General features: G+C 73.5%; 19 protein-coding genes and 4 pseudogenes. 6 read left to right on the top strand and 17 right to left on the bottom strand.

Going from position 1 to position 24479, the window contains the following annotated elements; all coding sequences use genetic code 11:
* Positions 1-18 precede the first annotated feature (18 nt).
* The 6 genes from ABH931_RS35975 to ABH931_RS35950 all read right to left on the bottom strand — a co-directional run bounded on the left by ABH931_RS35975 (position 19) and on the right by ABH931_RS35950 (position 7960).
* A complete protein-coding gene (locus ABH931_RS35975; protein WP_370123303.1) occupies positions 19-603 on the bottom strand; it encodes a hypothetical protein in 585 nt (194 codons plus the stop codon).
* Complete coding sequence (locus tag ABH931_RS35970; RefSeq protein ID WP_370123300.1) at positions 600-1538, bottom strand: ParA family protein; 939 nt, start codon at positions 1536-1538, stop codon at positions 600-602. The genes ABH931_RS35975 and ABH931_RS35970 overlap by 4 nt, the downstream gene beginning before the upstream one ends.
* Positions 1539-2041: 503 nt before the next feature.
* Positions 2042-3157, bottom strand: a complete 1116-nt coding sequence (ald, locus tag ABH931_RS35965) for an alanine dehydrogenase (RefSeq protein WP_370123298.1) — start codon at positions 3155-3157, stop codon at positions 2042-2044.
* A gap of 222 nt (positions 3158-3379) precedes the next feature.
* Positions 3380-5497: a tetratricopeptide repeat protein gene (locus ABH931_RS35960; protein WP_370123209.1), complete on the bottom strand. Its 2118-nt coding sequence runs from the start codon at positions 5495-5497 to the stop codon at positions 3380-3382.
* Between the two features lie 157 nt (positions 5498-5654).
* Positions 5655-6296, bottom strand: coding sequence for an NUDIX domain-containing protein (locus ABH931_RS35955; protein ID WP_370123207.1), 642 nt, complete (start codon positions 6294-6296; stop codon positions 5655-5657).
* The gene (locus ABH931_RS35950; protein ID WP_370123205.1) at positions 6293-7960 is read right to left on the bottom strand and encodes a CTP synthase; all 1668 of its coding nucleotides are present in this window, start codon (positions 7958-7960) and stop codon (positions 6293-6295) included. The genes ABH931_RS35955 and ABH931_RS35950 overlap by 4 nt, the downstream gene beginning before the upstream one ends.
* 464 nt (positions 7961-8424) lie before the next feature.
* On the opposite strand from ABH931_RS35950, the pseudogene ABH931_RS35945 reads away from it, so the two are divergent.
* Positions 8425-8658 (top strand): annotated as a pseudogene (locus ABH931_RS35945) (trehalase-like domain-containing protein); the annotation flags it as partial.
* Positions 8659-8763: 105 nt separating this feature from the next.
* Positions 8764-10407 (top strand): annotated as a pseudogene (locus ABH931_RS35940) (glycoside hydrolase family 15 protein); the annotation flags it as partial.
* A 17-nt stretch (positions 10408-10424) separates the two neighbouring features.
* On the opposite strand, the gene ABH931_RS35935 reads toward ABH931_RS35940, so the two are convergent.
* Positions 10425-11093: a hypothetical protein gene (locus tag ABH931_RS35935; RefSeq protein ID WP_370123203.1), complete on the bottom strand. Its 669-nt coding sequence runs from the start codon at positions 11091-11093 to the stop codon at positions 10425-10427.
* Positions 11094-11191: 98 nt separating this feature from the next.
* Between ABH931_RS35935 and ABH931_RS35930 the strand changes: the two genes are divergently transcribed.
* On the top strand, positions 11192-11860 hold the full coding sequence (locus ABH931_RS35930) for an HAD-IA family hydrolase (protein ID WP_370123200.1): 669 nt from the start codon (positions 11192-11194) through the stop codon (positions 11858-11860).
* Between the two features lie 151 nt (positions 11861-12011).
* Here the strand turns inward: ABH931_RS35930 and ABH931_RS35925 are convergent, their stop codons facing one another.
* From ABH931_RS35925 to ABH931_RS35895, 7 genes are all read right to left on the bottom strand, one after another.
* Positions 12012-12416, bottom strand: a complete 405-nt coding sequence (locus ABH931_RS35925) for a VOC family protein (protein WP_370123197.1) — start codon at positions 12414-12416, stop codon at positions 12012-12014.
* Positions 12417-12443: 27 nt separating this feature from the next.
* Positions 12444-13622 (bottom strand): glycosyltransferase family 4 protein, encoded by a 1179-nt coding sequence (locus ABH931_RS35920; protein ID WP_370123195.1) that lies wholly within the window; start codon positions 13620-13622, stop codon positions 12444-12446.
* Between the two features lie 82 nt (positions 13623-13704).
* Entirely contained in the window at positions 13705-15438 is a 1734-nt protein-coding gene (gene recN / locus ABH931_RS35915; RefSeq protein WP_370123295.1) for a DNA repair protein RecN, read from the bottom strand.
* Between the two features lie 132 nt (positions 15439-15570).
* Entirely contained in the window at positions 15571-16449 is an 879-nt protein-coding gene (locus ABH931_RS35910) for an NAD kinase (protein ID WP_370123292.1), read from the bottom strand.
* A 208-nt stretch (positions 16450-16657) separates the two neighbouring features.
* Positions 16658-17470, bottom strand: a complete 813-nt coding sequence (locus ABH931_RS35905; RefSeq protein WP_370123192.1) for a TlyA family RNA methyltransferase — start codon at positions 17468-17470, stop codon at positions 16658-16660.
* A 106-nt stretch (positions 17471-17576) separates the two neighbouring features.
* Positions 17577-17969 (bottom strand): hypothetical protein, encoded by a 393-nt coding sequence (locus tag ABH931_RS35900; RefSeq protein WP_370123189.1) that lies wholly within the window; start codon positions 17967-17969, stop codon positions 17577-17579.
* Entirely contained in the window at positions 17962-18882 is a 921-nt protein-coding gene (locus tag ABH931_RS35895) for a hypothetical protein (protein ID WP_370123186.1), read from the bottom strand. Before ABH931_RS35895 ends, ABH931_RS35900 begins: the two co-directional genes overlap by 8 nt.
* Before the next feature lie 137 nt (positions 18883-19019).
* On the opposite strand from ABH931_RS35895, the gene ABH931_RS35890 reads away from it, so the two are divergent.
* Positions 19020-19367 carry a sterol-binding protein gene (locus ABH931_RS35890; RefSeq protein ID WP_370123183.1) on the top strand — a complete coding sequence of 116 codons (348 nt, stop codon included), beginning with the start codon at positions 19020-19022 and terminating at the stop codon, positions 19365-19367.
* A gap of 21 nt (positions 19368-19388) precedes the next feature.
* On the opposite strand, the gene ABH931_RS35885 is transcribed toward ABH931_RS35890, so the two are convergent.
* On the bottom strand, positions 19389-20423 hold the full coding sequence (locus ABH931_RS35885) for an HAD-IIA family hydrolase (protein WP_370123181.1): 1035 nt from the start codon (positions 20421-20423) through the stop codon (positions 19389-19391).
* 277 nt (positions 20424-20700) lie between these two features.
* Positions 20701-21024, bottom strand: a pseudogene (locus tag ABH931_RS35880) (tetratricopeptide repeat protein); the annotation flags it as partial.
* A 146-nt stretch (positions 21025-21170) separates the two neighbouring features.
* Here ABH931_RS35880 and ABH931_RS35875 point away from each other — a divergent pair.
* Positions 21171-22532: a DUF1015 family protein gene (locus ABH931_RS35875; RefSeq protein WP_370123289.1), complete on the top strand. Its 1362-nt coding sequence runs from the start codon at positions 21171-21173 to the stop codon at positions 22530-22532.
* A gap of 90 nt (positions 22533-22622) precedes the next feature.
* Here the strand turns inward: ABH931_RS35875 and ABH931_RS35870 are convergent, their stop codons facing one another.
* Positions 22623-23552 (bottom strand): hypothetical protein, encoded by a 930-nt coding sequence (locus tag ABH931_RS35870; protein WP_370123178.1) that lies wholly within the window; start codon positions 23550-23552, stop codon positions 22623-22625.
* Here ABH931_RS35870 and ABH931_RS35865 point away from each other — a divergent pair.
* Positions 23496-24479 (top strand): annotated as a pseudogene (locus tag ABH931_RS35865) (hypothetical protein); the annotation flags it as partial. The gene ABH931_RS35870 and the pseudogene ABH931_RS35865 overlap by 57 nt on opposite strands.

Here is a 24479-nt window from a genome sequence, read left to right as displayed (position 1 = left end):
GAGGCCGCCGGACCGGCCTTAGCGCCCGCGCAGCCGCCGGACCAGGATGCTGGCCTCGCCGCGCTGCTCCAGGTCGGCCAGGACCACGGCCACCGCCTCGCGCACGATCCGGCCGCGGTCGACCGCCAGGCCGTACTCGCCGCGCAGCGCCAGCCGGGCGTGCTCGAGGTCGAACAGCTCCTCGGCGGAGACGTAGACGGTGATCTTCTCCTCGTGCCGCTCCCGCCCGGTGGGACGGCCCCGGGCGGCCCGCGGCTTGCGCCGGGCCGCGGCCGGCTGGGAGACCGCCTCGGAGGCCGCCTGGGCGGCCCTGGTGGCGGCGGAGACGGGCCGGGCGGAGGCGTCCGCACCTGGCTGCACCTCGCCCCGCTGGACGTCGCCGCGGGCCGGAGGCACGTGCGGGGTCGCGCTCGGCGCGGCGACCGCGCCGTGCTCGCCGCCCGGATCGGCCGGACGGCCCTGGTCGGACGCGGTGGGCACCGGGGCCGCCGACGGCGGCTTCGCCGCGCCCACGGACGCGGCCTGGTCCGGCGCACGCGGCACGGGCGTGAGTGTGGTCCCCCCGGTGGTCCGGAACAGTTCGTCCGCCCCCGGGAGACTCACTCGACGTGGCACCGGGCGAGCACCTCCCTGGCGAGCTGGCGGTAGGCGGCGGCGCCGACCGAGTTGGACGCGTAGGTGGTGATCGGCTCACCGGCGACCGTGGTCTCCGGGAAGCGCACCGTACGGCCGATGACGGTGTGGAAGACGTGCTCGCCGAACGCCTCGACGACGCGGGCCAGCACCTCGCGGCTGTGGACCGTGCGCGAGTCGTACATCGTCGCGAGGATGCCGTCCAGGCGCAGGTCGGGGTTGAGCCGCTCGCAGACCTTCTCGATGGTCTCCGTCAGCAGCGCGACCCCGCGCAGCGCGAAGAACTCGCACTCCAGCGGCACGATGACGCTGTGAGCGGCCGTCAGCGCGTTGACCGTGAGCAGGCCGAGGGACGGCTGGCAGTCGATGATGACGTAGTCGTAGTCGTTCATCAACGGCTTGAGCGCGCGGGCCAGCGCCGACTCCCGGGCCACCTCGCTGACCAGCTGCACCTCGGCGGCCGACAGGTCGATGTTGCTGGGGAGCAGGTCCATGCCCGGCACAGCCGTCTTCAGCAGCACCTCATCGGCCGTCAGGCCCCGCTCCATGAGCAGGTTGTAGACGGTGAGGTCCAGCTCCATCGGGTTGACGCCGAGGCCGACCGAGAGCGCGCCCTGCGGGTCGAAGTCGACCAGCAGCACCCGGCGCCCGTACTCCGCGAGCGCGGCACCCAGGTTGATGGTCGAGGTGGTCTTGCCGACCCCGCCCTTCTGGTTGCACATCGCGATGATGCGCGCCGGCCCGTGCTCGCCCAGCGGCGAGGGGATCGGGAAGTACGGCAGCGGGCGTCCCGTGGGACCGACGCGCTCGCGGCGCTGGCGCGCGGCGTCGGGAGCAAGCGTGGCGGCGTACTCCGGGTCCGGCTCGTATTCGGCATCAGGGTCGTAGAACTGACCGTCCGCCATCTCGGTCTGGACCAGGCCAGGCTCGACGGGGGCGTCCAGCGCGCTCGCGTAGCGCAGCGCCTCGTGATCGGAAATCGGGTACTCCAGGCTCGGGTAGCCGGGCTGCTGGTGACGTGCGTCAAAAGTGCGCGGGCCGCCACTCCCGGGAGCAATTGTCGACTCATTCACAAGTCGTCCTACCTCCTTGGCGACCGCCGTCGTGACCGGGCTTCGGGGCTCTGCCCCCTCCACTGGGCGGCATTTACCGCACTGCAGCCTAGCAACCACACAGTAGCGTCAACCAGCACACCGGTGATGCACTAACCAACATGTCGATATGACAATTGTCGATCACTGCGTCGTCGCACTGTGCGAAACCGCTGTTCGGCCTGCGGGGACACCGCCGGTCACCTCCGTTCACTCCTCTGCCGAGGGTGAATCGACGGGGTGTGAAGTTGACACAACGCCAGAAGGGCGCCGCACGGTGTGCGGCGCCCTTCTGAGCCTGTTCAGGCAGTCGTCGCTCAGGCGAGGACGTCGGTCAGCTCGACGTGCGGCAGGCCGAAGGCCTCGGCGACCGCGGCGTAGGTGATCTGGCCCTCGTGCACGTTCAGGCCCTTGGCCAGCGCGGCGTCGCGGCGGCAGGCCTCCTGCCAGCCGCGGTTGGCCAGCTCGAGGATGTAGGGCAGGGTCGCGTTGGTCAGCGCGTAGGTGGAGGTGTTCGGCACCGCACCCGGCATGTTGGCCACGCAGTAGAAGACCGAGTTGTGGACCTTGAAGGTCGGCTCGGCGTGGGTGGTCGGGTGCGAGTCCTCGAAGCAGCCGCCCTGGTCGATGGCGATGTCGACGAGCACGGAGCCCGGCTTCATGCGGGAGACCAGCTCGTTGGTGACCAGCTTCGGGGCCTTGGCGCCCGGGATGAGGACCGCGCCGATGACCAGGTCGGCCTCGAGGACGGCCTTCTCCAGCTCGAAGGAGTTGGAGGCGATGGCCTTGATCTTGTTGCCGAAGATCTTGTCGGCCTCACGCAGCTTGTTGATGTCGCGGTCGAGCAGGGTCACGTCGTAGCCCATGCCGATGGCGATGGTGGCCGCGTGCCAGCCGGAGACGCCACCGCCGATGACGACGGCCTTGGCCGGGTGGGTGCCGGGCACGCCACCGGGGAGGACACCACGACCGCCGGTCGGACGCATCAGGTGGTAGGAGCCGACCTGCGGGGCCAGGCGACCGGCCACCTCGGACATCGGGGCGAGCAGCGGCAGGGCACCGTTGCCCAGCTGGACCGTCTCGTACGCGATCGCGGTGGTGCCGGAGGCCAGCAGCGCGTCGGTGCCGGCGCGGTCGGCGGCGAGGTGGAGGTAGGTGAAGAGCAGCTGGCCCTTGCGGAGGCGGTGGTACTCCTCGGCGATGGGCTCCTTGACCTTCAGCAGGAGGTCGGCCGTGGCCCAGACCTCGTCAGCGGTCTCGAGGATCGTCGCGCCGGCGGCGACGTACTCCTCGTTCGGGATCGAGGAGCCGACACCGGCGTTGTTCTCGATGAACACCTCGTGCCCGTTACGGACCAGCTCATGCACGCCAGAAGGCGTGATGGCCACGCGGTACTCGTGGTTCTTGACCTCGCGGGGGATGCCGACCTTCACGACGAACACGTCCCTTGCACATGGGGTTTCCTCCCGCCGGCGGGATGGCAGGCGGAAGCCACGCGCAGCGACACTGCTAAGCGCGGCATCTACGAGTGTAATGAAGCCCAGGCGATGCGGAAGCCTTCCAAAGTGTTCAAAACCTCAGGATCGGTTGGCAGTTTCGTAGGCTTGCGCTGGCAGATGGCCTGCAGATCGCCAGAAAAATCACAATCAGGACATTCATTCGAAACCAGGACGTTGTGCCATCCGAGGGTCTGTTCCGGGGGCGGTTTCCCGGCCCGTTCCGGGGCCGGTCGCCAGCCCGGCCGCCTGGTCCCGCTGGACCCGCGCGCCCGCCGGGTCGCCGGCCCGCTCCAGGGTGTCCGCCAGTCTCAGCAGCACCAGGGCCACAAGGCGCGGCGAGAGCCGCCGGGCCGCCTCCAGCGCCTCCCTCTGCGTACGCAGCGCCGCCTCGGTGTTGCCCGCGAGCTCCTGCACCCGGGCCGCGCCGAGAATCGCGCCGACCGCGCCCGCCTCGTCGTCCAGCTTGCGGTGCAGCGCCACCGCCGCCCGGTACTCCCGCAGCGCGTCGGCGTGCCGCCCCTGGGTGCAGTGCACGGCCGCGAGCCGGGCCAGCAGGCGCGCCTCGTCCGCGCGCTCGCCGCGGTTGCGGCGCGATGTGAGCGCCCGGCCGTAGAAGTCCACCGCCCGGACCAGATCACCCGAGGCGCGGTAGGCCCCCGCCGTGGCCTCCAGGATCCGTCCGACCGCGACGTGGTCCTCGGCGGCGCGGGCGGGCACGAGCGCGCCCCGGTAACGCTCGATCGCACGGGTGTGCTCCCCCGCCGCCGCGTGCAGATCACCGAGATTGACCAGCGCGGCCGCCTCGCGCCGCGGCTGCCCGGACCGGCGGGCCAGCTGCTGCACCGTGCTGTGCAGCGTGTACAGCTCGGTGGCGACGTCACGGCCGGTCGCCGCGCCCCACAGCGGCAGCACCCGCACCAGGGCCGTCGCGAGCCGGGTCACCAGCCCGTCCAGCCCTCCGGCCGCCTCGGCGTCGGGGACGGCGAGCAGCAGCTCCGGCAGGGCGGCGTCGAGCCAGGCGAAGGCCTCGGCGGGCGAGCGGAACCGCAACGCGGCCGGTGGCACCTCCGGGTCCGGGGGCGCCTGCTCGGGGGCGAGCCTGACCAGGCACGAGGTGAGCAGCCGCACCTGCCGCTCCAGCCAGCGGGCCCGCGCCAGTTCCACGGCGGCGGGCTTGTCGCTCGCCTCCCGCAGTCCGACCAGCATCGGGCCGAGGCCGGCCGGGAGCCGGTAACGCCCGCCGGGCTCCTCCCGCAGCAGCTGCTGCGTGGCCAGCGACGCCAGCAGCGTCGCGGCCGAGCCCGTCGGGCATCCGACGAGAGCGGCGGCCCCGCGCTCGTCCAGCACCGCGCCGGGCACGAGCGTCGCGTACCGCAACAGCTGGCGCGCGTTCGCGCCGAGCTCCTGGTGCACCAGGCCGAACGCGCGCCGCAGCGGGTCCTCGGTGCGTTGCGCGCCGCGCGGGGGCGGCGGCGGGGACGGGGGCGCGGCGTGCGGCGGATAGGCGGGCATCGGCGGCACGGGCTTGCCGTCGATGGTGCTGCCCACGAGGTTCACGGCGGCCTCCGGCGACGGAGCCGGGGGCGGCACGGCCGGGACGGCCCGCAGCGCGTTCAGCGCGTCGCTCACCGAGGCCCGCGGCCGCGCCGCCAGCCACCCGCCCAGCAGCCGCAACGCGCCGACATGGCAGGCCACGGCCTCGGCGAGCGCCTGCGCGGCGGCGGGGTCGACGACGACCCTGGTGTCCCCGGCGAGGCCCGCGAGCAGCTCGCGGGCGGCGGTGTAGTCGAGCCCGCCGAGCACGCACGGGCGCACGTCGGCCACCCCGGCCAGCGGACCGTGGGTGACGGCGACGGTGAGCGCGTCCGGGTGGGCGGGCAGCAGGGCCTCGACGCTCGCGCTCGCGTTCTCGGCGGGGATGTCGTCGATGAGCAGGACGACGGCCTCGGTGGCGAGGTGGGCCCGTACGGTCTCCAGCGCGGCCTTCTCGGCGTCCTCGGCGGTGAGGGCCGCGGGACGCGGCAGGCCGAGCAGGTCGAGCAGGCGCCTGGCGGGACCGGGCGTGGCGAGGGAGAGCCGGTGCACGGGCCGCTCCGCGGTGACCGCGGGATCCTCCAGCAGCCGCAGCGCCAGCGTCGTCCGCCCCGAGCCCGGCCTCCCGGCGACGGCGAGGACCCGGGCCCGCCCGGCCTCCTCGCGCAACCGCGCGAGCTCGTTCCGCCGCCCCACGAACGTCGCGGCACGCGCCGCAGAGTCCGTCTGTGCCGATGCCACGAGCGCCGCTCCCGTCGTCAGGACCGATCTTCTGACGCAGCGTAATCCACTCGGCACACGAGAGCCGTCAGGGGCGCGGAGATTATGCAGGTGACAAGCCAGGCAGCCCCGCGCCCCGGAGGTAGGTGCAACTACCTCCGGGAGCGAACAGCCGTCGCTAGAACGGCCTCGCCGGCCACGGCGCGTCGGCGGGGCGGAGGGTGTCGAGCGCGTCCTCGGCCAGGGCCGCGCGGAGCGCCATCGCCGCGGCGATGAGCGCGCCGTTGTGCAGTTCGCCCGCCAGCGCGCCGCGCACGACGTCGTCCAGCGGGAACCACTGCACCTGCATGTCCAGCTCCTCGCCGTCCGCGGCGAACTTCTCGCCCTCCGCCTCGGAGAGGTCCCGCGCCAGGAAGACGCGGATCGCCTCGTCGGAGCCGCCCGAGGTGGGGTAGACGTCGACCAGCACCCGCCAGTCCCCCGCCTTGTGGTGCGCCTCCTCCCACAGCTCGCGCTGCGCGCCGTGGAGCGGGTTCTCTCCGGGGACGTCGAGCAGGCCGGCGGGGAGCTCCCACAGGCGGTGCCGGACCGGGTGCCGGTACTGGCGCACCAGCAGCACCCGGCCCTGACCGTCCAGGGCGAGCACCCCGACCGCGCCCGGGTGCTTCATGTAGTCGCGCGTGGCCGCGCGGCCGTCCGGCATGACGACGTCGTCGGAGACGATGTCCCAGACCTTGCCCTCGAAGGAGGTCCGCTCGGCGCGGACCTCCCAGGAGTCGGGCGTGTCCCTCAGTTCCCCCTGCACCGTGGGCTCGCTCACGCGCCGGCGCCGTCCTGGACCTTGATCGCCGCGGCGACCAGGCCCGCGAAGAGCGGGTGCGGGCGGGTCGGGCGCGACTTCAGCTCCGGGTGGGCCTGGGTCGCGACCAGGTAGGGGTGGGTCTCGCGCGGGTACTCGACGTACTCGACCAGGTCGCCCTTGGGGGACAGGCCGGAGAACTGCAGGCCGGTCTTCTCCAGGTCCGCGCGGTAGGAGTTGTTGACCTCGTAGCGGTGACGGTGGCGCTCCTCGACGTACTGCTCGCCGCCGTAGACCTCGCGGACGATGGAGCCCTCGGCGAGCTTGGCCGGGTACAGGCCAAGGCGCATGGTGCCGCCCAGGTCGCCCTTGCCGTCGACGATCTCCAGCTGCTCGGCCATGGTCGAGATGACCGGGTGCTTGGCGGCCGCGTCGAACTCGGTGGAGTTGGCCTCGGTCAGGCCGGCCAGGCTGCGCGCGGCCTCGATGACCACGCACTGAAGGCCCAGGCACAGGCCCAGCAGCGGCGTGCCGCTCTCGCGGGCGTAGGTGATGGCGCCGACCTTGCCGTCCACACCGCGCTCGCCGAAGCCGCCGGGGATGCAGATCGCGTCCACGTCACGCAGTTGCTCGCGCGCGCCCTCGGGGGTCTCGCAGTCGACCGAGGTGACCCACTTGATCTCGACCTTGGCGTGGTTGGCGAAACCGCCGTGACGCAGCGCCTCGGTGACGGACAGGTAGGCGTCCGGCAGGTCGATGTACTTGCCGACCAGCGCGATCCTCACCGTGCGCTTGGGCTCGTGGACACGGCGCAGCAGGTCGTCCCACTGGGTCCAGTCCACGTCGCGCCAGGGCAGGTTCAGGCGGCGCACCACGTAGGCGTCCAAGCCCTCGGTGTGCAGGACCTTGGGGATGTCGTAGATCGAGGGGGCGTCGATCGCGGCGACCACGGCCTCCTCGTCGACGTCGCACATCAGCGAGATCTTGCGCTTGATCGCGGCCGGGACCTCGCGGTCGGCGCGCAGCACGATCGCGTCGGGCTGGATGCCGATGTTGCGCAGGGCGGCGACCGAGTGCTGGGTCGGCTTGGTCTTCAGCTCGCCGGAGGGGCCGATGTAGGGCAGCAGCGAGACGTGGACGAAGAAGACGTTGTCCCGGCCGACCTCGTGGCGGACCTGGCGGACGGCCTCCAGGAACGGCAGCGACTCGATGTCGCCGACGGTGCCGCCGACCTCGGTGATCACCACGTCGACGTCGTCGGTCGCCATGCGGCGGATCCGGGACTTGATCTCGTTGGTGATGTGCGGGATGACCTGGACGGTGTCGCCCAGGTACTCGCCGCGGCGCTCCTTGGCGATGACGGTCGAGTAGATCTGGCCCGTGGTGACGTTCGCGCTGCCGTGCAGGTTGGTGTCGAGGAAGCGCTCGTAGTGGCCGATGTCGAGGTCCGTCTCGGCGCCGTCGTCGGTCACGAAGACCTCGCCGTGCTGGAACGGGTTCATCGTGCCGGGGTCGACGTTGAGATAGGGGTCGAGCTTCTGCATCGTGACCCGCAGGCCCCGGGCCTTGAGCAGGGCCCCGAGGCTGGAGGCCGTCAGCCCCTTGCCGAGCGAGGAGGCGACGCCCCCGGTGACGAAGAGGTGCTTGGTCGTCGTGCCGGCCTTACCGGAATGGGGCTGTGCCAAGAGGGGGCTCCCGTGGTCGCGTCTACAACACCCGCACCAACCGCCGAGCTTGTCGTGGGGTGCCGCAGTGGTGGATCGAAGGGGTCCCTGAGCCGAGCCCTCGCGGGCGGACTCAGTACCAATCCACGGAATACCAGGGTATCAGTGCCCTCGCCCACCTGCGCTCGGAGCATGTCGTGCGGGCGCGCCGAACGTGAACACGAGGCGGCGCCTAGCGAGCCACAAGGGGTGTCCCGGATCGTCGGACGCGCACGCCGCACGCACACCGCACAGTCCGCACAACCGCACAGTCGAGGGGACGGATCGGGACGAATCGGCACGCCCGGGTTGTGGAACGCTCCCGGGGCGCGTGTGATCCGAAGTATTCTGCACGGACACCGTCTGCTCGGGAGCCCCGGCGGTCACAGGGCACGTTCCTCCCCCCGACCGCCACCGCAGTCCTTCATCGCGAACTGGAGAACCACGTGGCCGCCCGCATCGAGGACTACGCGCTCGTCGGCGACATGCAGACCGCCGCCCTGGTCAGCAGGGACGGCGCCGTCGACTGGCTGTGTCTGCCCCGCTTCGACTCCCCCGCCGTCTTCGCCGGCCTGCTCGGCACGGACGAGCACGGCTTCTGGCGCATCGGCCCGGCCGAGGCGATGCCGACGTCCGAGGAGGACGGGAGCGCGACGGAGACTGCGCACACTCAAGACCCCCGGTCCTTCGACGCGGGCTCGTTCGACGCGTCGCTGTTCCAGGCCGTGTCGTTCGACGACAGCGGCTCCTTCAAGGTGCTGCCGCCGACCGCCGCCGCGCCCGCCCCGCCGTCGACGCGACGCCGCTACCGCGGCGACTCGCTGATCCTGGAGCAGGAGTGGGACACCCCCGGCGGCACCGTGCGGGTGATCGACTTCATGCCGCCGCGCGGACTGCCGGAACGCGGCGCGGTCCCGCAGATGATCCGCATCGTCGAGGGCGTCAGCGGCTCGGTGCGGATGCGCTCCGCCGTGCGCATGCGCTTCTCCTACGGGCGTGTGGTGCCGTGGGTGCACCGGGTCGACGTGGACGGCGGACAGACCCGGACGGTCGCCGTGGCCGGCCCCGACTCGGTCTGGCTGGACGGCGCGGCGGAGACCTACGGCCGCAACCTCACCACCTACGCCGACTTCACCGTCGCGGCGGGCGAGCGGATCTCCTTCGCGCTCACCTGGCAGCCCTCGCACCTGGGCGCCCCGGACCAGCCGGACGCGGAGGAGGCGCTGGGCTTCACCGAGGAGTTCTGGCGCGACTGGGTGGCCCAGTGCACCTACCAGGGCCCCTACCGGGAGGCCGTGGTCCGCTCGCTGATCACGCTCAAGGCGCTGACCTACGCGCCCACCGGCGGCATCGTCGCCGCGCCCACCACCTCGCTGCCCGAGGACATCGGCGGCGTGCGCAACTGGGACTACCGCTTCACCTGGCTGCGCGACGCCACCATCACCCTGTCGTCGCTGCTGCGCACGGGCTACCGCGACGAGGCCCGCGCCTGGCGCGAGTGGTTGCTGCGCGCGGTGGCGGGCGACCCGGAGAACCTCCAGATCATGTACGGCATCGCGGGCGAGCGGGAGCTGAGCGAGACCACCCTGGACTGGCTGCCCGGCTACGAGGGCTCGGCCCCGGTCCGGATCGGCAACGGCGCCGCCGACCAGCTGCAGCTGGACGTCTACGGCGAGGTCGTGGAGGCGCTGCACCTGGCCCACATGACGGGTCTGGCCCGCAACGACCACGCCCACATGCTGCAGCTGCGCCTGATCTCCTGGCTGGAGCAGCACTGGAACAAGCCGGACGAGGGCATCTGGGAGGTGCGCGGACCGCGCCGCCACTTCGTGCACTCCAAGGTCATGGCCTGGGTCGCGGTCGACCGCACCATCCGGATGATCGAGCAGACCCCGCACGAGGGCCCGCTGGAGCGCTGGCGCGAGCTGCGCGACACCATCCACGCGGACGTGTGCGAGTTCGGCTACGACGCGGAGCGCAACACCTTCACCCAGTCCTACGGCTCGCAGGAGCTGGACGCCTCGCTGCTGGTGATCCCCCAGGTCGGCTTCCTGCCGCCGGACGACAAGCGCGTCATCGGCACGATCGAGGCGATCCAGCGCGAGCTGCTCACCCCCGACGGCTTCGTGCTGCGCTACCGCACCAACGGCGAGGAGGAGGGCGGCGACGGCCTCCCCGGCGACGAGGGCGCATTCCTGGCCTGCTCGTTCTGGCTGGCGGACGACCTGGCGATGATCGGCCGGGTCGGCGAGGCACGGGAGCTGTTCGACAAGCTGCTCGCCATCCGCAACGACCTCGGCCTGCTGGCGGAGGAGTGGGACCCGCGGCTCCAGCGCCAGGTGGGCAACTTCCCGCAGGCGTTCAGCCACGTGCCGCTGATCGACACCGCGCTGCGGCTGACCGCGGTGGGCGGGCTGCCCGGCATGTGAGGCGCGAGGCCGCCGCTTCAGGCCCGCGGTGCGCCGCGGCGGCGGTGCTCCTCGAGGTAGGGCAGGGCGACGTGCCCGTCCCAGGCGGCGATCGCCCTCGCCGCCGCTGGCCCCATGGACGCGGCCTCGTCCTCGTCCTCGACCCACCCGTAGGGGAAGGGCGCGGGGGTCCCGGCGGTGGCGGCCAGACGCGCCGCCATCGCGGCGTCGTCCTCGACGCGCTCGGTGGCGTACTCGCCACGGTCGAGCGGGATGCCGACCTCCCAGCTCCCGTCGTCCTGGCGGACCGCGCCCCAGCCGTCGGCCCACAGCACACGGCCGGGCGTGACCTCGCCGCCGCGGCGGGGCTCGTGCCCGGCGTCCGCGAGCACGCGGGCGACCTGCACCGGATCGCGCCAGCCGATCGGCAGCCCCGCCCCCACCGCCACGGCCAGCGTCGTCCGGCACGGGTACGGGGTCGCGCAGGATCCACAGCGTGGCCGGCCGGGTGTACCGCGCCGCGGCTCGGGCGCGTGCAGCTCGGGCGCGTGCAGCCCGACCACTCCGGCCAGCACGAACTGCTGCTTGCCGACCGCCTCGCCGGCGCCCTTGAGGTCCCGCAGGTAGAGCAGGAGCAGCCGCTGGAAGAGACGGGCCTGCTCCGGATCCGCGAACGGCGGCACCGGCACCTCGACGTCGATCCCCATGGCTCCCCCTCGTTCCGGCGACCTGCCGAGCGTAGCCGCGACGGGATTTTGTAGAATGGCGGGACATAATCTGTCGCCGTCCATCCCGGGAGACCACCGTGGCCCAGCCGCCGTCCATAACCCTCGACGCCCGTGCCCTGCTGCTCGACATGGACGGAACGCTGGTCGACTCCGGCGCGGTCGTGGTGCGCGTCTGGGGCCGGTGGGCCGCGCGCCACGGGCTGGCGATGAAGCGCGTCGAGGAGGTCGTCCACGGCCGCCAGGGCCACGAGTCCATGGCCATCCTGCTGCCCCACCGCCCGCCGGCGGAGAACCTCGCCGACAACGCGCAGATGCTCGCCGACGAGACGGCGGACGTCGAGGGCATCGTCCCGATCCCCGGCGCGCCCGCGTTCCTCGCGGCGATCGCCGACGCCCCGCACGCCCTCGTCACCTCGGCGGACGTCGCACTGGCGACGGCGCGGATGAGCGCGGCGGGCCTGCGGATGCCGGACGTGCGGGTGACGGCGGAGGACGTCAGCGCGAGCAAGCCCGACCCGGAGGGCTTCCTCAAGGGCGCCGCGGAGCTCGGCTTCGCGCCGGGCGAGTGCGTCGTCTTCGAGGACTCCCCCGCGGGGGTCGCGGCGGGCCTGGCGGCGGGCATGCGCGTCGTCGGCATCGGCGCGGCGACGGCCGCCTACGGCGCGACCGTCAGCGTGGACACGCTGGAGCGGGTCGCTGTCCAGCGCGGAGCGGACGGGACGATCACGCTCCTGATCCAGGCATAGGGGCGGCTGCACTACCCAGGGGCGCGGGGCTCTGCCGACATGCGGCTCCTCCCCCAGCCTTCGGCCGGGAGGGTACCCCTTCCGACGAGCGGATGGTCCGGGGCGCGCAGTGCCATCCGCACGCCGGTGGTTTCCCGCGCCCCTGAAGGGGCTATCGCTCCTTCGGGCGCTCCTGGACGACCCAGCCGTTGCCGTCGGGGTCGGAGAAGGCCAGGAACGCGTTCCAGGGCCCGCCGTGGCCCTCCTCGCGGCCTTTCGGGCCGAAGTGGAAGACCCCGTCCACCGTCACGCCGGAGGCGACCAGCTGGGCGCGTGCCGCGTCGATGTCGGCGACGCAGAGCTGGAGCCCCTGGTAGCTGCCGGGCGGGACCTCGGTGAGGCCCTCGCCGACGGTGACGGAGCAGCCGGAGCCGGGAGGCGTGAGCTGGACGACGCGCATCGTCTCGCTCATGCGCCGGTCCACGTCCACGTTCCAGCCCAGTTGCCCGCTGTAGAAGGCCTTGGCCCGGTCCACGTCGGAGACGGGCAGCACGACGACTTCAAGCGTCCAGTCCATGCCGTCCACGCTAGCGGCGCGACGCCCTCACCGCTCCGAGACGAGCTCGTCGTAGACGCTCAGCACCTGGGCGACCGTGTCGGCCTCCGTGGGCCAGGTCTCGGTCTGCAACGGGCCGGCAGCGGCCAGCTCCGCGCGACGCGCGGGGTCGGCGAGCAGCGCGGACACCGCGGCCGCCAGGGCCGTCGCGTCACCCGGAGGGACCAGCACGGCCGCGTCGCCGAGGAGTTCCGGCAGGCCGCCCACCGCCGTGGCGACGACGGGGACACCGGCCCGCAGGGCTTCCTGGGCGACCAGCGGGCGGGCCTCCCAGCGGGAGGAGATGACGACGACGTCGGCCGCGGCGAGCAGCTCGGCGACGTCCTCGCGGTAGCCGAGGAGCCGTGCCGGGAGGCGCTCGGCCTTGATGCGGGCCTTGAGGGCCGCCTCCTCCGCGCCGACCCCCGCGATCACCAGCAACGGGTGGTCGTCCCCGGCGCGCCAGCCGGAGGCGGCGTCCAGCAGCAGCTGGAAGTTCTTCTGCGCGGTGAGCCGGCCGATCGCCAGGACGATCGGGCGCTCCGGTGCGTCCTTGGCCGCGTTGCGGCGCGACTTCTCGCTGAGCAGGCCGTGCCGCGTCTGCTCCCGGTCGGCGACGGCCTGGGGCAGCGGCGGGGCGACGACCGGGCCGAGGCGGGCGTCGGTGGCGCCCAGGTCACGGGCCCGGGCGACCAGGTCCGAGGAGGCGCCCAGCACCAGGTCCGCCGCGCGGGCGACCCGGCGCTCCATCAGGCGCAGCAGCCGCCGTTCCATGCCGGTGGCGAGGTTCGCGGTGTGGGAGGTGACCACCAGCGGCGGCGCTTCGTGGGTGCGGGCGGTGCGCAGCGCCAGGTCCGACAGCAGGGCGGCGCGCAGCCCGTGGGCGTGGACGAGGGAGGCGCGTGCGAAGGCGCGCCGCAGCTCGCCCACGGCCGCGGCATCGGTGCGCGGACCGGGCGTCGGGGTGATCTCCACGGCGTGGAACCTCGCCCCGGCGCCGGAGAAACCGAACAGCTTGTCCGTCTCGGCCGGTCCGCACACGGTGACGTCGACGCCGTGCGCGGACAGGCCCGCCGCGAGGGAGCGCACGTGCGCGCCGATGCCGCCGGTCGTGCCGGCCAGCACGAGCACGGCGCGGAGCTCCTCGCTGGTCCCGGCGGGTGTGGTCTGCGCGGCGTTGGGCGTCACGGTCGGCGTCGCTTCTTTCGGTCGTCGCAGTCTTCGGCTCGTTGTCTTCGGCTCGTTGGCTTTCGCTCGTTGTCGGCCGCGGTCAGGGTCGGCCGGCGCCCTGGCGGGCGGCGGCGAGCAGCTCCTCGGCGTGGGCGCGGCCCAGCTCGGAGTCCTCCAGGCCGGCCAGCATCCGTGACAGCTCGCGCACCCGCTCCTCGTCCGTCAGCGTCTTGACGCCCGAGCGGGTGACGGTGCCGTCGACGGTCTTCTCCACCACCAGGTGCCGGTCGGCGAAGGCCGCCACCTGCGGCAGGTGCGTCACCACGACGACCTGCGCGCTGCGGGCGAGCCGGGCCAGCCGACGGCCGATCTCGACGGCGGCCTTGCCACCGACTCCCGCGTCGACCTCGTCGAAGAGGTAGGTCGGCACCGGGTCCGCGCCGGCGAAGACCACCTCGACGGCCAGCATGACCCGGGAGAGCTCGCCACCGGAGGCGCCCTTGGCGATCGGGCGCGGCGCGGCACCCGGGTGCGGGGCGAGCAGCACCTCGACCTCGTCGACGCCGTAGAGGCCGAAATCCGCCGATCGGGTGATCCCGAAACTCACCCGTGCGTGGGGCATGGCCAGCTCGGTGAGCTCACGGGTGACCGCCTCGGCGAAGGTCTCGGCGGCATCGTGACGGGCGGCGCTCAGCTGCTCGGCGAGCGCGGACACCGTTTCCGTCAGCGACTGCTGCTCCTCTTCGAGAGCACTGATCCGCTCGTCGTCGCCGTCCAGCTCCGACAGGCGCTGCCCCGCCTGCTCGTTCCAGGCGAGGACGGCCGCGAGGCCCTCCAGCCCGTCGGCCGGGACACCGTACTTGCGCACCAGGTGCGCCAGCACCGCGCGGCGCTCCTCGACGGCGGCCAGGCGCGCCGGGTCCGCGTCCAGGTCCTCGGCGTAGCCGGCCAGCTCCTGGGCGATGTCGGCAAGCAGGTAGGACACCTCGCCCACCTGGTCCGCCAGCGCGCCGAGGCGCTCGTCGTGGGACCGGACCGCGTCCAGGGCTCGCTTGGCCTGCGCCACCAGCAGCCCCGCGTCGACCACGTCCGGGTCGGCCGGGTCGCCGGCCAGCGCGCCGTGGGCGATCGTCGCGGCCGAGGAGAGCGCGTCGGCGTGCCCGAGGCGCTCCGACTCCTGCGCCAGCTCCTCGTCCTCGCCCGGCAGCGGCTCTGCAGCGGCGACCTCGTCCAGGCCGAAACGCAGCAGGTCGGCCTCCTGGGCCCGCTCGCGCGCCCGTGTGGTCAGCTCGTCCAGCGTCGCCGTGACCTCGCGCAGTCGCCGGTAGGCAGCCTGGTACTCGGCCAGCGGCCCGGCGACGGTGCCGCCGGCGTAGCGGTCCAGGGCGCCGCGCTGCCGGGCCGGCTGCAACAGGCGCTGCTGGTCGCTCTGCCCGTGCACGGCGATCAGGTCCTCGCCGAGCGTCTGCAGCAGGCTCACGGGCACCGAGCGCCCACCGACGTGGGCGCGCGAGCGCCCCTCGGCCGACACCGTGCGGGACAGCAGCAGCTGACCCTCGTCCAGCTCGGCTCCCGCCTCCAGCGCCCGCTCCGCGACGGTCGAGCCGGCAGGCAGGTCCACCCGCCCCTCGACGACGGCCCGTTCGGCGCCGTTGCGCACCAGACCCGCGTCCGCCCGCCCGCCGAGCAGCAGGCCGAGGCTGGTCACCACCATGGTCTTGCCCGCCCCGGTCTCACCGGTGACGACGTTGAACCCAGGTGCGAGTTCGACAACCGCGTCGTCGATCACGCCAAGGGCTCGTATCCGCATCTCCTCCAGCACGCACCTGACGATACGGGGGTCCGGGCCCTTCTCGCGACGAGCCACCCATCCGCGCGCGCTTCGAGCGTCAGTACGAGTACGGAGGGAGCGGTGTGCTCACTCCGCGTCGCCCCTACTCCGTGTCGCCCCTACTCCGTGTCGCCCCTACTCGGCGTTGCCGCGCCAGCCCGTGACCGGCAGCTGGAACTTGGTCACCAGCCGCTTGGAGAACGGCGCCCGGTGCAGCCGGGCCAGCAGCACCGGGTTGTGCCCGCGCCGCACCTCGATCCGCGCCCCCGGCGGCAGCTCGTACGTCCGGCGCCCGTCGCACCAGAGCACCCCGTGCGAGGTGCCCGGCTGGACCTGCACCTCCAGCACGCTGTCGGGCGAGGTGACCAGGGGGCGGGCGAAGAGCGCGTGCGCGGAGATCGGCACCATCAGCAGCGCCTCCACCTCCGGCCAGACCACCGGCCCGCCCGCGGAGAACGCGTAGGCGGTGGACCCGGTCGGCGTCGCGCAGACGACGCCGTCACAGCCGAAGGAGGAGACCGGGCGCCCGTCCACGCCCATGATCAGCTCCAGCATCCGCTCGCGGGCCTGCTTCTCGACGCTGGCCTCGTTGAGCGCCCAGTCCGTGTGCACCACCCGGCCGTCCTCACGGACCACCACGTCGATCGTCATCCGCTGCTCGACCTCGTAGTCCTGGGCCACCACGCGGTCGACGACCTTCTGCAGGTCGTCCCGCTCGGCCTCGGCCAGGAAGCCGACCCGGCCCAGGTTCACCCCGAGCATCGGCACCCCGAACTCGCGCGCCAGCTCGGCCCCGCGCAGCAGCGTCCCGTCCCCGCCCAGCACCAGGATCAGCTCGCAGCCCTCACCGGCTGCGGGCCCCGACTGAACCACCTCCACGCCCTCCGGGTAGCCCATGTCGGGCGCCTCGGTGGCCAGCACGCGGATACCGATCGAGGCCTTCAGCAGGCCCTCGACCAGACACTCGACGCTCTTGAGCGCGGCTTCGCGCCCGGTGTGCGCGAGCAGGAACACCGTCCGGTCGAAGCGGTCGAGACTGTCGAGGCGCTCGAGGCCGTCGACGGACTGGTCCGGCAGCTGGTCTGGCATGGGCCTCCTTCGGCGCTGTGCTTCGACCCTACCCGCTGGACTCCCCGTCGCCGGGTCTGATTTCGGACGCCGCGGACTCCGCCCGACACTCCGCCGGCCACTGAGCCGGCGACTGAGCCGGCCACTGCGCTCGCTACTTGGGTCCCTCCGCTACGGCGCGGGCCGCGTCGGCCGGGTCCAGCGGCGGGGCGTCCCGCCGGAACCACAGGAAGTACTCCACGTTCCCCGACGGCCCCGGCAGCGGGCTCGCCGTCACCGCCCGCACCCCGAGCCCCTGCTCCGCGCCCTGACCTGCGACCTTCTCAATCATCTCCTGGCGCAGCTGCGGACTGCGCACCACACCGCCGTTGCCGAGGCGCTCCTTGCCCACCTCGAACTGCGGCTTCACCATCAGCACCAGGTCACCCTCGGGCGCGGTCACGGCCGCGAGGGCGGGCAGCACCAGCCCGAGCGGGATGAAGGACAGGTCCGAGACGACCAGGTCCACCGGCGCGCCGCCGATCTGCTCCAGCGTCAGCTCGCGCACGTTCGTACGGTCCATCACCACGACCCGGTCGTCGCTCTGAAGCGACCAGGCCAGCTGGCCGTAGCCGACGTCCACGGCGAGGACCTGGGTCACCCCGGCGCGCAGCAGCACGTCGGTGAACCCGCCGGTCGACGCGCCCGCGTCCAGGCAGCGCCGCCCCTCGACGGCCAGCCCCTCCGGCACGAACGCGGCGAGCGCGCCCGCGAGCTTGTGCCCGCCCCGGGAGACGTAGTCGGGATCGTTGTCGTCCTTCGCCACCACCACGGCAGCAGCGGTCTCCACCTGCGTGGCGGGCTTGGTCGCCACCGTCCCCCCGACGGTCACCCGCCCGGCGGCGATCAGCTCGCTCGCGTGCTCACGCGAGCGGGCGAGGTTCCGGCGGACCAGTTCGGCGTCCAGACGGCGGCGTGCGACTGCCACGTACGGTTCAGCTCCTGCTCAACGGTTCGGTTCCGGCTCAGCGGTTCATGTGCGCCGGATTGGGCGGTTCATGTGCGCCGGATTGGGCGGTTCATGTGCGCCGGGCTCAGCGGTTCATGTGCGCCGGGTTGGGCGGCCCCGCGGGCCGCTCGTCCAACCCCGCGAGCGTATCCCGGAGCAGGTCGTGCACCTCCCCGTACACCTCCGCCCGCGCCTCGGCCGGCACGTCCCCCGCACTCGCCAACCGCGCGAGCGCGGCGTCGACACCGGCATGGCCGGTTTCGACAACCCCGGGGGCTGCGGGAGTGGGGGCCACGCCCTGAGCGGCGGCGGTCGCGCTGACGCGGCCGGGAAACGCAACGCCCGGACCGGGCGCGGGCACGGCGACGGCAGCGGCGACAGGCGGCGCGGCCACGTCGTCCGGCGCCCGCGGCGGGCCGGGCAACGGCCCGGCGGGGCCGAGGGGCCTCCGGACGGGAGGCCAGGCCGCGTCACTCATCGCCAGCCCCCGAGGCGACCGCGGGCTTCCTGGCGGGCGCCTTCTTGGTAGCGGCCTTCTTCGCCGCAGGCTGCTTCTCGGCCGCCACGGCCTTCTTCGTTGCCGCTGCCTTCTTGGGCGCCGCCTTCTTCGCCGCAGCCGGGCGCGCCGCGGACTCGACCGCGTCAGCCGCCTGCTCCGACGGCGAGGGCGCAGCCTTGGCCGCCCTGCGCGGCGCAGCCGACTTCTTCGCCGCAGCCCGCTTCGCGCCCGCCTTCGGCGCAGGAGTGGCGGTCCGTACCTCAGCTTCAGCTACCTGCTCGGACGATGACGGCGCAGCCTTGACCGCCTTGCGCGGCGCAGCCGACTTCTTCCCCGCAGCCGGGCGCGCCGCGGACTCGACCGCGTCAGCCGCCTGCTCCGACGGCGAGGGCGCAGCCTTGGCCGCCTTGCGCGGCGCAGCCGACTTCGCCGCCGCTGCGGCGCGGTCGCGCATCGCGGGGACCGCCGCCGCGCGGCGGGCGGCGGCCGCGTCGGCGGTCTGCGCCGACGACGGCGCCGTGTCCTCGGCGTCGACCACGACGCGGACCGGGCGGGGACGGGACTCGGGGCGCGGGAAGGCCTCCTCCGCGCGGCTCGGCGCAGCCGACGAGGCAGCCGAGGGGCCCGAAGCCGACGGCGGGGTGCCCTGGACCTGGCGGAGCTGGCGTTCGAGGTACTCCAGCACCACGCCCGCCTGCACGATGCCGTCGCCGATCCGGTGCCACGCCTTCTCGCCCTCGCTGACGGCGCGCTCCACCACCCCGTCCGCGAGGTCCCGCACCTGCGGCGGCAGCCGCTTGTGCAACTCCTCGACCACGCCCACGGCGACCGTCGTGGCGACCTTCACGTAGTCACGCACCGTCTCGCGCATCCCGCCCTCGCCCTCGTCCACACGTCCCTCCAGAGCTCGCCTGAGGTCCGACGCTACCGTCTTCGCCGCGCCCGTGAGGCCGTGGCGCTGCGGTACCGTCGGTCCCACCGTCGCCACCAGCCCGTCCCGCAGGCATCCCAGAGGAGTCCGCCCTCGTTATGGCCACCGCGCTCGAATGCCGAGAAGCACTGACCACCTTCAGCGAGAACCTCGGCAAGGCCACCGGGAACGCCCGCGCCGCGGCCCAGCTCGACCGCTCGCTCAGCTGCTGGATCACGGACCTGGACCTGACCTTCGCCGGGCAGTTGCGCGGCGGTCACATCCAGGACCTCACCGAGGCCCCCGGCAAGCCGGCGCAGAAGGCGCAGATCCGCCTGGTCCTCGCCGGGGACGACCTCGTCTCCCTCGTCGACGGCCGACTGAACTTCGCGAAGGCCTGGGGCTCCGGTCGGGTGAAGCTGGAGGCGAGCATCCTCGATCTGCTGAAGCTGCGCAGCCTGCTCTAGCTCCCACAGCGGCGCTCCCGCTCACAGGCCGAGCTCGGCCAACGCCTTCCGCCACTCCGGGACCGGTCGGCCCGCATCCGCCGCAGCCCACGTCGCCGCGCACAGCGCGCGCAGGCCCGCGTAGGGGTCGGTGCCGCCGTCCGCGCGCGTGTCCTCGGTGACGCCCAGGCGGCCGTCCTCGCGCGGGGCGGCCGTCCAGCCGCCGCAGCGGAACGCGCCGCCGCCGAGCGGCTCCAGCGCCGGGGGGACCGCCAGCAGTCCGCGCAGGTCGGCGGCGAGGTAGGTGGGGCGGTACTTGGCCTCCGCCTGCGGCAGCTCCTCGGGGCGGGTCACGCCGGTGAAGACCAGCAGACTGTCGACCCCGCCGTTGAACGCACCCTCGATGTCGGTGTCCAGGCGGTCCCCGACCACCAGCGGGCGCTTCGCCCCGGTGCGGATCACCGTCTCCCGGTGCATCGGCGGCAGCGGCTTCCCGGCGACCTCCGGCTCGACGCCCGTCGCCGTGCGCACCGCGGCCACCAGCGTGCCGTTGCCGGGCGCCGTGCCGCGCGCCGTCGGGATCGTCAGGTCCGTGTTCGAGGCCACCCACGGCAGGCCGCGCTGGACCGCGTAGGAGGCCTCGGCCAGCTGCGCCCAGCCGACGGTCGGGTCGTAGCCCTGGACCACCGCCAGCGGTCCCTCGTCCAGCGAGGCCACCGGCACCAGCCCGCGCTCGCGGACCGCCGCGCGCAGCCCCTCCCCGCCGATCACCAGCACCGGCGAGCCCGGCGGCACCTTCTCGGCCAGCAGCCGGGCCGCGGCCTGCGCCGAGGTGATGACGTCGGCGGGCGCGGCCGGGACGCCGAGCTCGCTCAGGTGCGCGGCGACGGCCTCGGGCGTGCGGGAGGCGTTGTTCGTGACGTAGGCCAGGTGCATGCCAGCGGCGCGTGCCGCGTCCAGGCTCTCCACGGCGTGCGGAATCGCGGCGGGACCGGCGTAGACAACGCCGTCCAGGTCCAGCAGAGCCGTGTCGTAGTCGAGGTGGAGGGGCTGCTGCTGCGATTGCTCAATGGCCATCGGACGGATCTCCTTGCGGGTCGGCGAGCGGCGGCTCGACGCGCGACGCGTCGGAGGCGCGTGCGTCGGAGGCGCGTGCGCCGGAGGCGCGTGCGCCGGAGGCGTGCGTGTCGGAACCGTGCGCGTCGGAACCGTGCGCGTCGGTGGGCTGCGACCCGGCGGGCACCTCGTCGTGCCGCCGCTGGTCACCCCCGACCGTACCGAACCCACCCGCTCTCGCCTTCAACGTGGCCCGGGTCTGCCGCAGCGCCGCCCGATAGGGCTCGGAGGAGGGTCGCATCGCCACCGCCAGGGCCAGATGCTCCGCCGACGCCTCGAAGTCCCCGAGCCGGGCCGCCGCCAGCCCCCAGCCGAACTGGGCGTAGTCGTCGGACGGGTCCGCCAGCGCCACCGTGCGGAAGTTGTCCAGCGCGGCCGCGTACGCGCGCGTCTCGAACTGCGCCCTGGCCAGCGCCTCCCGGATTGCCCGCGACTGCGGCTCCTCCTCCACCGCCCGGCTGAGCAACTGCACGGCCGCACCCGCGTTCCCCTGCGCCAACAGCGCCATCCCACGCCGGAACCAGTCGTAGACCCCGCCGCCCGGCCGCCCCTGTTCCGTCATCCGGCTTCGACCTCCTTTTGAGCCTGCGCATGACCAGTTCCACCACAACAACGATCAACAACCACATACATCGGATTAACATGCCCAGAGTGAGACGAGTCAGTGCTGACGACGCGAGTGAACCCCGCTACGGCGACGCCGGGAAGGTGGCCGCCTGCGGCCTTTCCCTGGCTCCCTTCCGCGGCCTGCGCTACGACCCCGGGCGCGTCAGCTCGCTGGGAGCGGTCACCTCGCCGCCATACGACGTCGTCGACCCGGACGGGCGCACCCGGCTGGAGGACAGCGACCCGCACAACGTCGTCCGGCTGATCCTGCCCCGCCCCGACCCCACCGCCGAGGCCGGCTACCGGCACGCCGCCTCGCTGCTGGACGACTGGCAGCGGCAGGGCGTGCTGCGCCCCGACCCCGAACCCGCCCTCTACGTCTACGAGCAGCTCACCTCGCCCGCCGACGGCGCCCTGCTCCAGCGCGGCCTGATCGGCGCCCTCGCGGTCAGCGACGCCCAGGCCGGCATGGTGCTGCCACACGAGGACGTGATGCCGCGCCCCGTCGCGGACCGCGTCGGCCTGATGCGCACCACCAAGGCCAACCTGGAGCCACTGCTGCTCACCTACCGCGGCGACGGACGGGCCGCGGACGTCGTCGAGCGTGCCGCGAGCGGCGAGCCGCTGCTGGAGACCACGACCAGCGACGGCACCCGCCACCGCCTCTGGGCGGTCTCCGCGGCCGACGACCTGTCCGCCGTCTCCGCCGACCTCGCCACCTGCCGCGCCCTGATCGCCGACGGACACCACCGCTGGGCGATGTACCTGCGGCTTCAGCACGAACACCGTCACCTGGCCCGCAGCCCCTGGGACCGGGGCATGGTGCTGCTTGTCGACACCGCCGAGTACCCCCTGCGGGTCCGTGCGATCCACCGCGTCCTGCACCGGCTGCCGCTGCGCGAGGCGGTGGAGCGACTGCACAGCGCGGAGGCGGACGGCTGGCGCGTCACGGACCTCGGCGACGCGGCGGAGCCCGCGCTGAAGGCGCTGGCGGCGGAAAAGCGGTCACCGAGCCGGGGCCAGGGCCAAGGTCCGAGCCAGGGCCAAGGTCGGGGCCGGGGCCAAGGTCGGGGCCGGGGAGGCGCCGGGAACGCCTTCCTGCTCGCCGGCGACGGCGGCTACCACTTGGTCACCGGCCCCCACGAGGCGGCGCTCGCCGCCGCCGTCCCCGACGACCTGCCGGAGGAGTACCGGCGGCTCGACGCCACCGTCCTGCACGCGCTGCTGCTGGAGCGCGTCTGGCGCGTCCCGGACGACCCTGAGCACATCGGCTACCTTCACGACACCGCCGCGGCGGTCCGCGAGGCCGTGCGCTCGGGCGGAACCGCCGTGCTGCTCAATCCGGTCGAGGAAGGCGTTGTGCGGCGCCTGGCCGAACAGGGCGTCACGATGCCTCGGAAGTCCACGTCTTTCGGCCCGAAGCCGGCCACCGGCCTGGTCCTGCGCAACCTGCGCCTGGGCTGAGCCCGCTGACGGCCCGACACGACGAAGGGCCCGGCTCGGTGCGGTATCCGCACCGGGCCGGGCCCTTCTCGTCCGAGCTGCTACTACACGTCAGCGACGGTCGCCAGACGGGGAGTTCGGGCCGTAGCCCTCCTCCTCGTCCTCGTCCTCGTCGTCCTCGTAGTAGTCCTCGCCGTCGCCACCGTCGAACATGCCCTCGCCCTCGGCGGCCACCTCGTCGGCGTCGAGCGCGTTGCCGATGCCGTCCTGCGGCTCGTCGTCCTCGTCGTCCTCGTCCTCGGCGAACGCGGCTGCCTCGGCCTCGTCCTCGGCGGCTTCCGCGTCGGCGGCGTCGCGGGGGAGGTCACCGGCGATGTCGCCGCCGTCGGTGTCGTCGTCCGAGTCCTCGTCCAGAGCGTCGACGAACTCGATCCCGTCGAGCTTGGCCAGACGCTCGGCCGCGTCGGTGGTGCCGTTCTGGTCCACCTCGACAGCCTTGGCGAACCACTCGCGGGCGTCCTCCTCGCGGCCGACCTCGAGCAGCGCGTCCGCGTAGGCGTACCGCAGGCGCGCGGTCCACGGCTGCACCGAGTGCGACGCCAGCTCCGGCGACTCCAGGGTCACCACGGCGGCCTCGAGCTGCCCCATGTCCTTGCGGGCACCGGCGGCGACCAGGCGCATCTCCACCTGGCCGGCCTTGTCGAGCTGCTTGACCTCCGGCGCGCCCGCCATCTCCAGCGCACGCTCCGGACGGCCGAGACCGCGCTCGCAGTCGGCCATGACCGGCCACAGGTCCGCGGAGCCCGTCATCCGCCGCGCGGCACGGAACTCGGTCAGCGCCTCGGAGTACCGCTCGGTCGCGTAGGACGCGAAGCCCGCCGCCTCACGAACGGCGGCCACGCGGGACGCGAGCCGCAGCGCGACCCGGGAGTACGCGTAGGCCTCCTCGGGCTCCGCATCGATCAGACGCGCCACCATGACGAGGTGCTTCGCCACGTCGTCGGCGAGGGTCTTGGGGAGCGTCATCAACTCCTGACGCACATCGCCGTCGATCTCCTGCCCGGTGACGTCCTCGTCGATCGCGAGGCGCCGCACGGGGGCGCTGCGCTCGCCGCGGTCACGGTCGGCGTAGGCGGGCCGGTCGTCGCGACGCGGGCCACGGTCACCGTAGGAGGGGCGGTCGCCGCCACGGTCGTCGCGACGGGGGCCACGGTCACCGTACGAGGGGCGGTCGCCGCCACGGTCGTCACGACGGGGGCCACGGTCACCGAACGACGGACGGTCGTCACGACGGGGGCCACGGTCACCGAACGACGGACGGTCCTCACGACGCGGGCCACGGTCACCGTAGGACGGGCGGTCGCCGCCACGGTCGTCACGGCGCGGGCCACGGTCACCGTAGGAGGGGCGGTCGCCGCCACGGTCATCGCGACGCGGGCCACGGTCACCGAAGGACGGACGGTCATCGCGACGCGGGCCACGGTCACCGAAGGAGGGACGGTCACCGAAGGAGGGACGGTCACCGCCACGGTCATCGCGACGCGGGCCACGGTCACCGAAGGACGGACGGTCCTCACGGGGACGGAAGCCACCACGGTCACCACCGCGGTCGCGGTCACCGTAAGAGGGCCGGTCGTCACGACGCGGGCCACGGTCACCGAACGACGGACGGTCGTCACGGCGCGGGCCACGGTCACCGAACGAGGGGCGGTCATCGCGACGCGGGCCACGATCGCCGTAGGAGGGACGGTCGCCGCCACGGTCATCGCGACGCGGGCCACGATCGCCGTAGGAGGGACGGTCGCCGCCACGGTCATCGCGACGCGGGCCACGATCGCCGTAGGAGGGACGGTCGCCGCCACGGTCGTCACGGCGCGGGCCACGGTCACCGTAGGAGGGGCGGTCACCGCCACGGTCGTCACGGCGCGGGCCACGGTCACCGAAGGACGGACGGTCCTCACGGGGACG

It is taken from the genome of Streptacidiphilus sp. MAP12-33 (assembly GCF_041261265.1).
GTDB lineage: Bacteria > Actinomycetota > Actinomycetes > Streptomycetales > Streptomycetaceae > Streptacidiphilus.
Note: the sequence above shows the minus strand (reverse complement) of the source record. Positions and strands in the feature narration are given on the sequence as shown.

What these genes read in the sequence shown, in the direction of transcription:
- ABH931_RS35970 (WP_370123300.1), bottom strand. Translation starts at nt 1,538, where the DNA reads ATGGCGGACGGTCAGTTCTACGACCCTGATGCCGAATACGAGCCGGAC.
- ABH931_RS35935 (WP_370123203.1), bottom strand. Translation starts at nt 11,093, where the DNA reads ATGGGGATCGACGTCGAGGTGCCGGTGCCGCCGTTCGCGGATCCGGAG.
- ABH931_RS35925 (WP_370123197.1), bottom strand. Translation starts at nt 12,416, where the DNA reads ATGGACTGGACGCTTGAAGTCGTCGTGCTGCCCGTCTCCGACGTGGAC.
- ABH931_RS35900 (WP_370123189.1), bottom strand. Translation starts at nt 17,969, where the DNA reads ATGAGTGACGCGGCCTGGCCTCCCGTCCGGAGGCCCCTCGGCCCCGCC.
- ABH931_RS35890 (WP_370123183.1), top strand. Translation starts at nt 19,020, where the DNA reads ATGGCCACCGCGCTCGAATGCCGAGAAGCACTGACCACCTTCAGCGAG.
- ABH931_RS35885 (WP_370123181.1), bottom strand. Translation starts at nt 20,423, where the DNA reads ATGGCCATTGAGCAATCGCAGCAGCAGCCCCTCCACCTCGACTACGAC.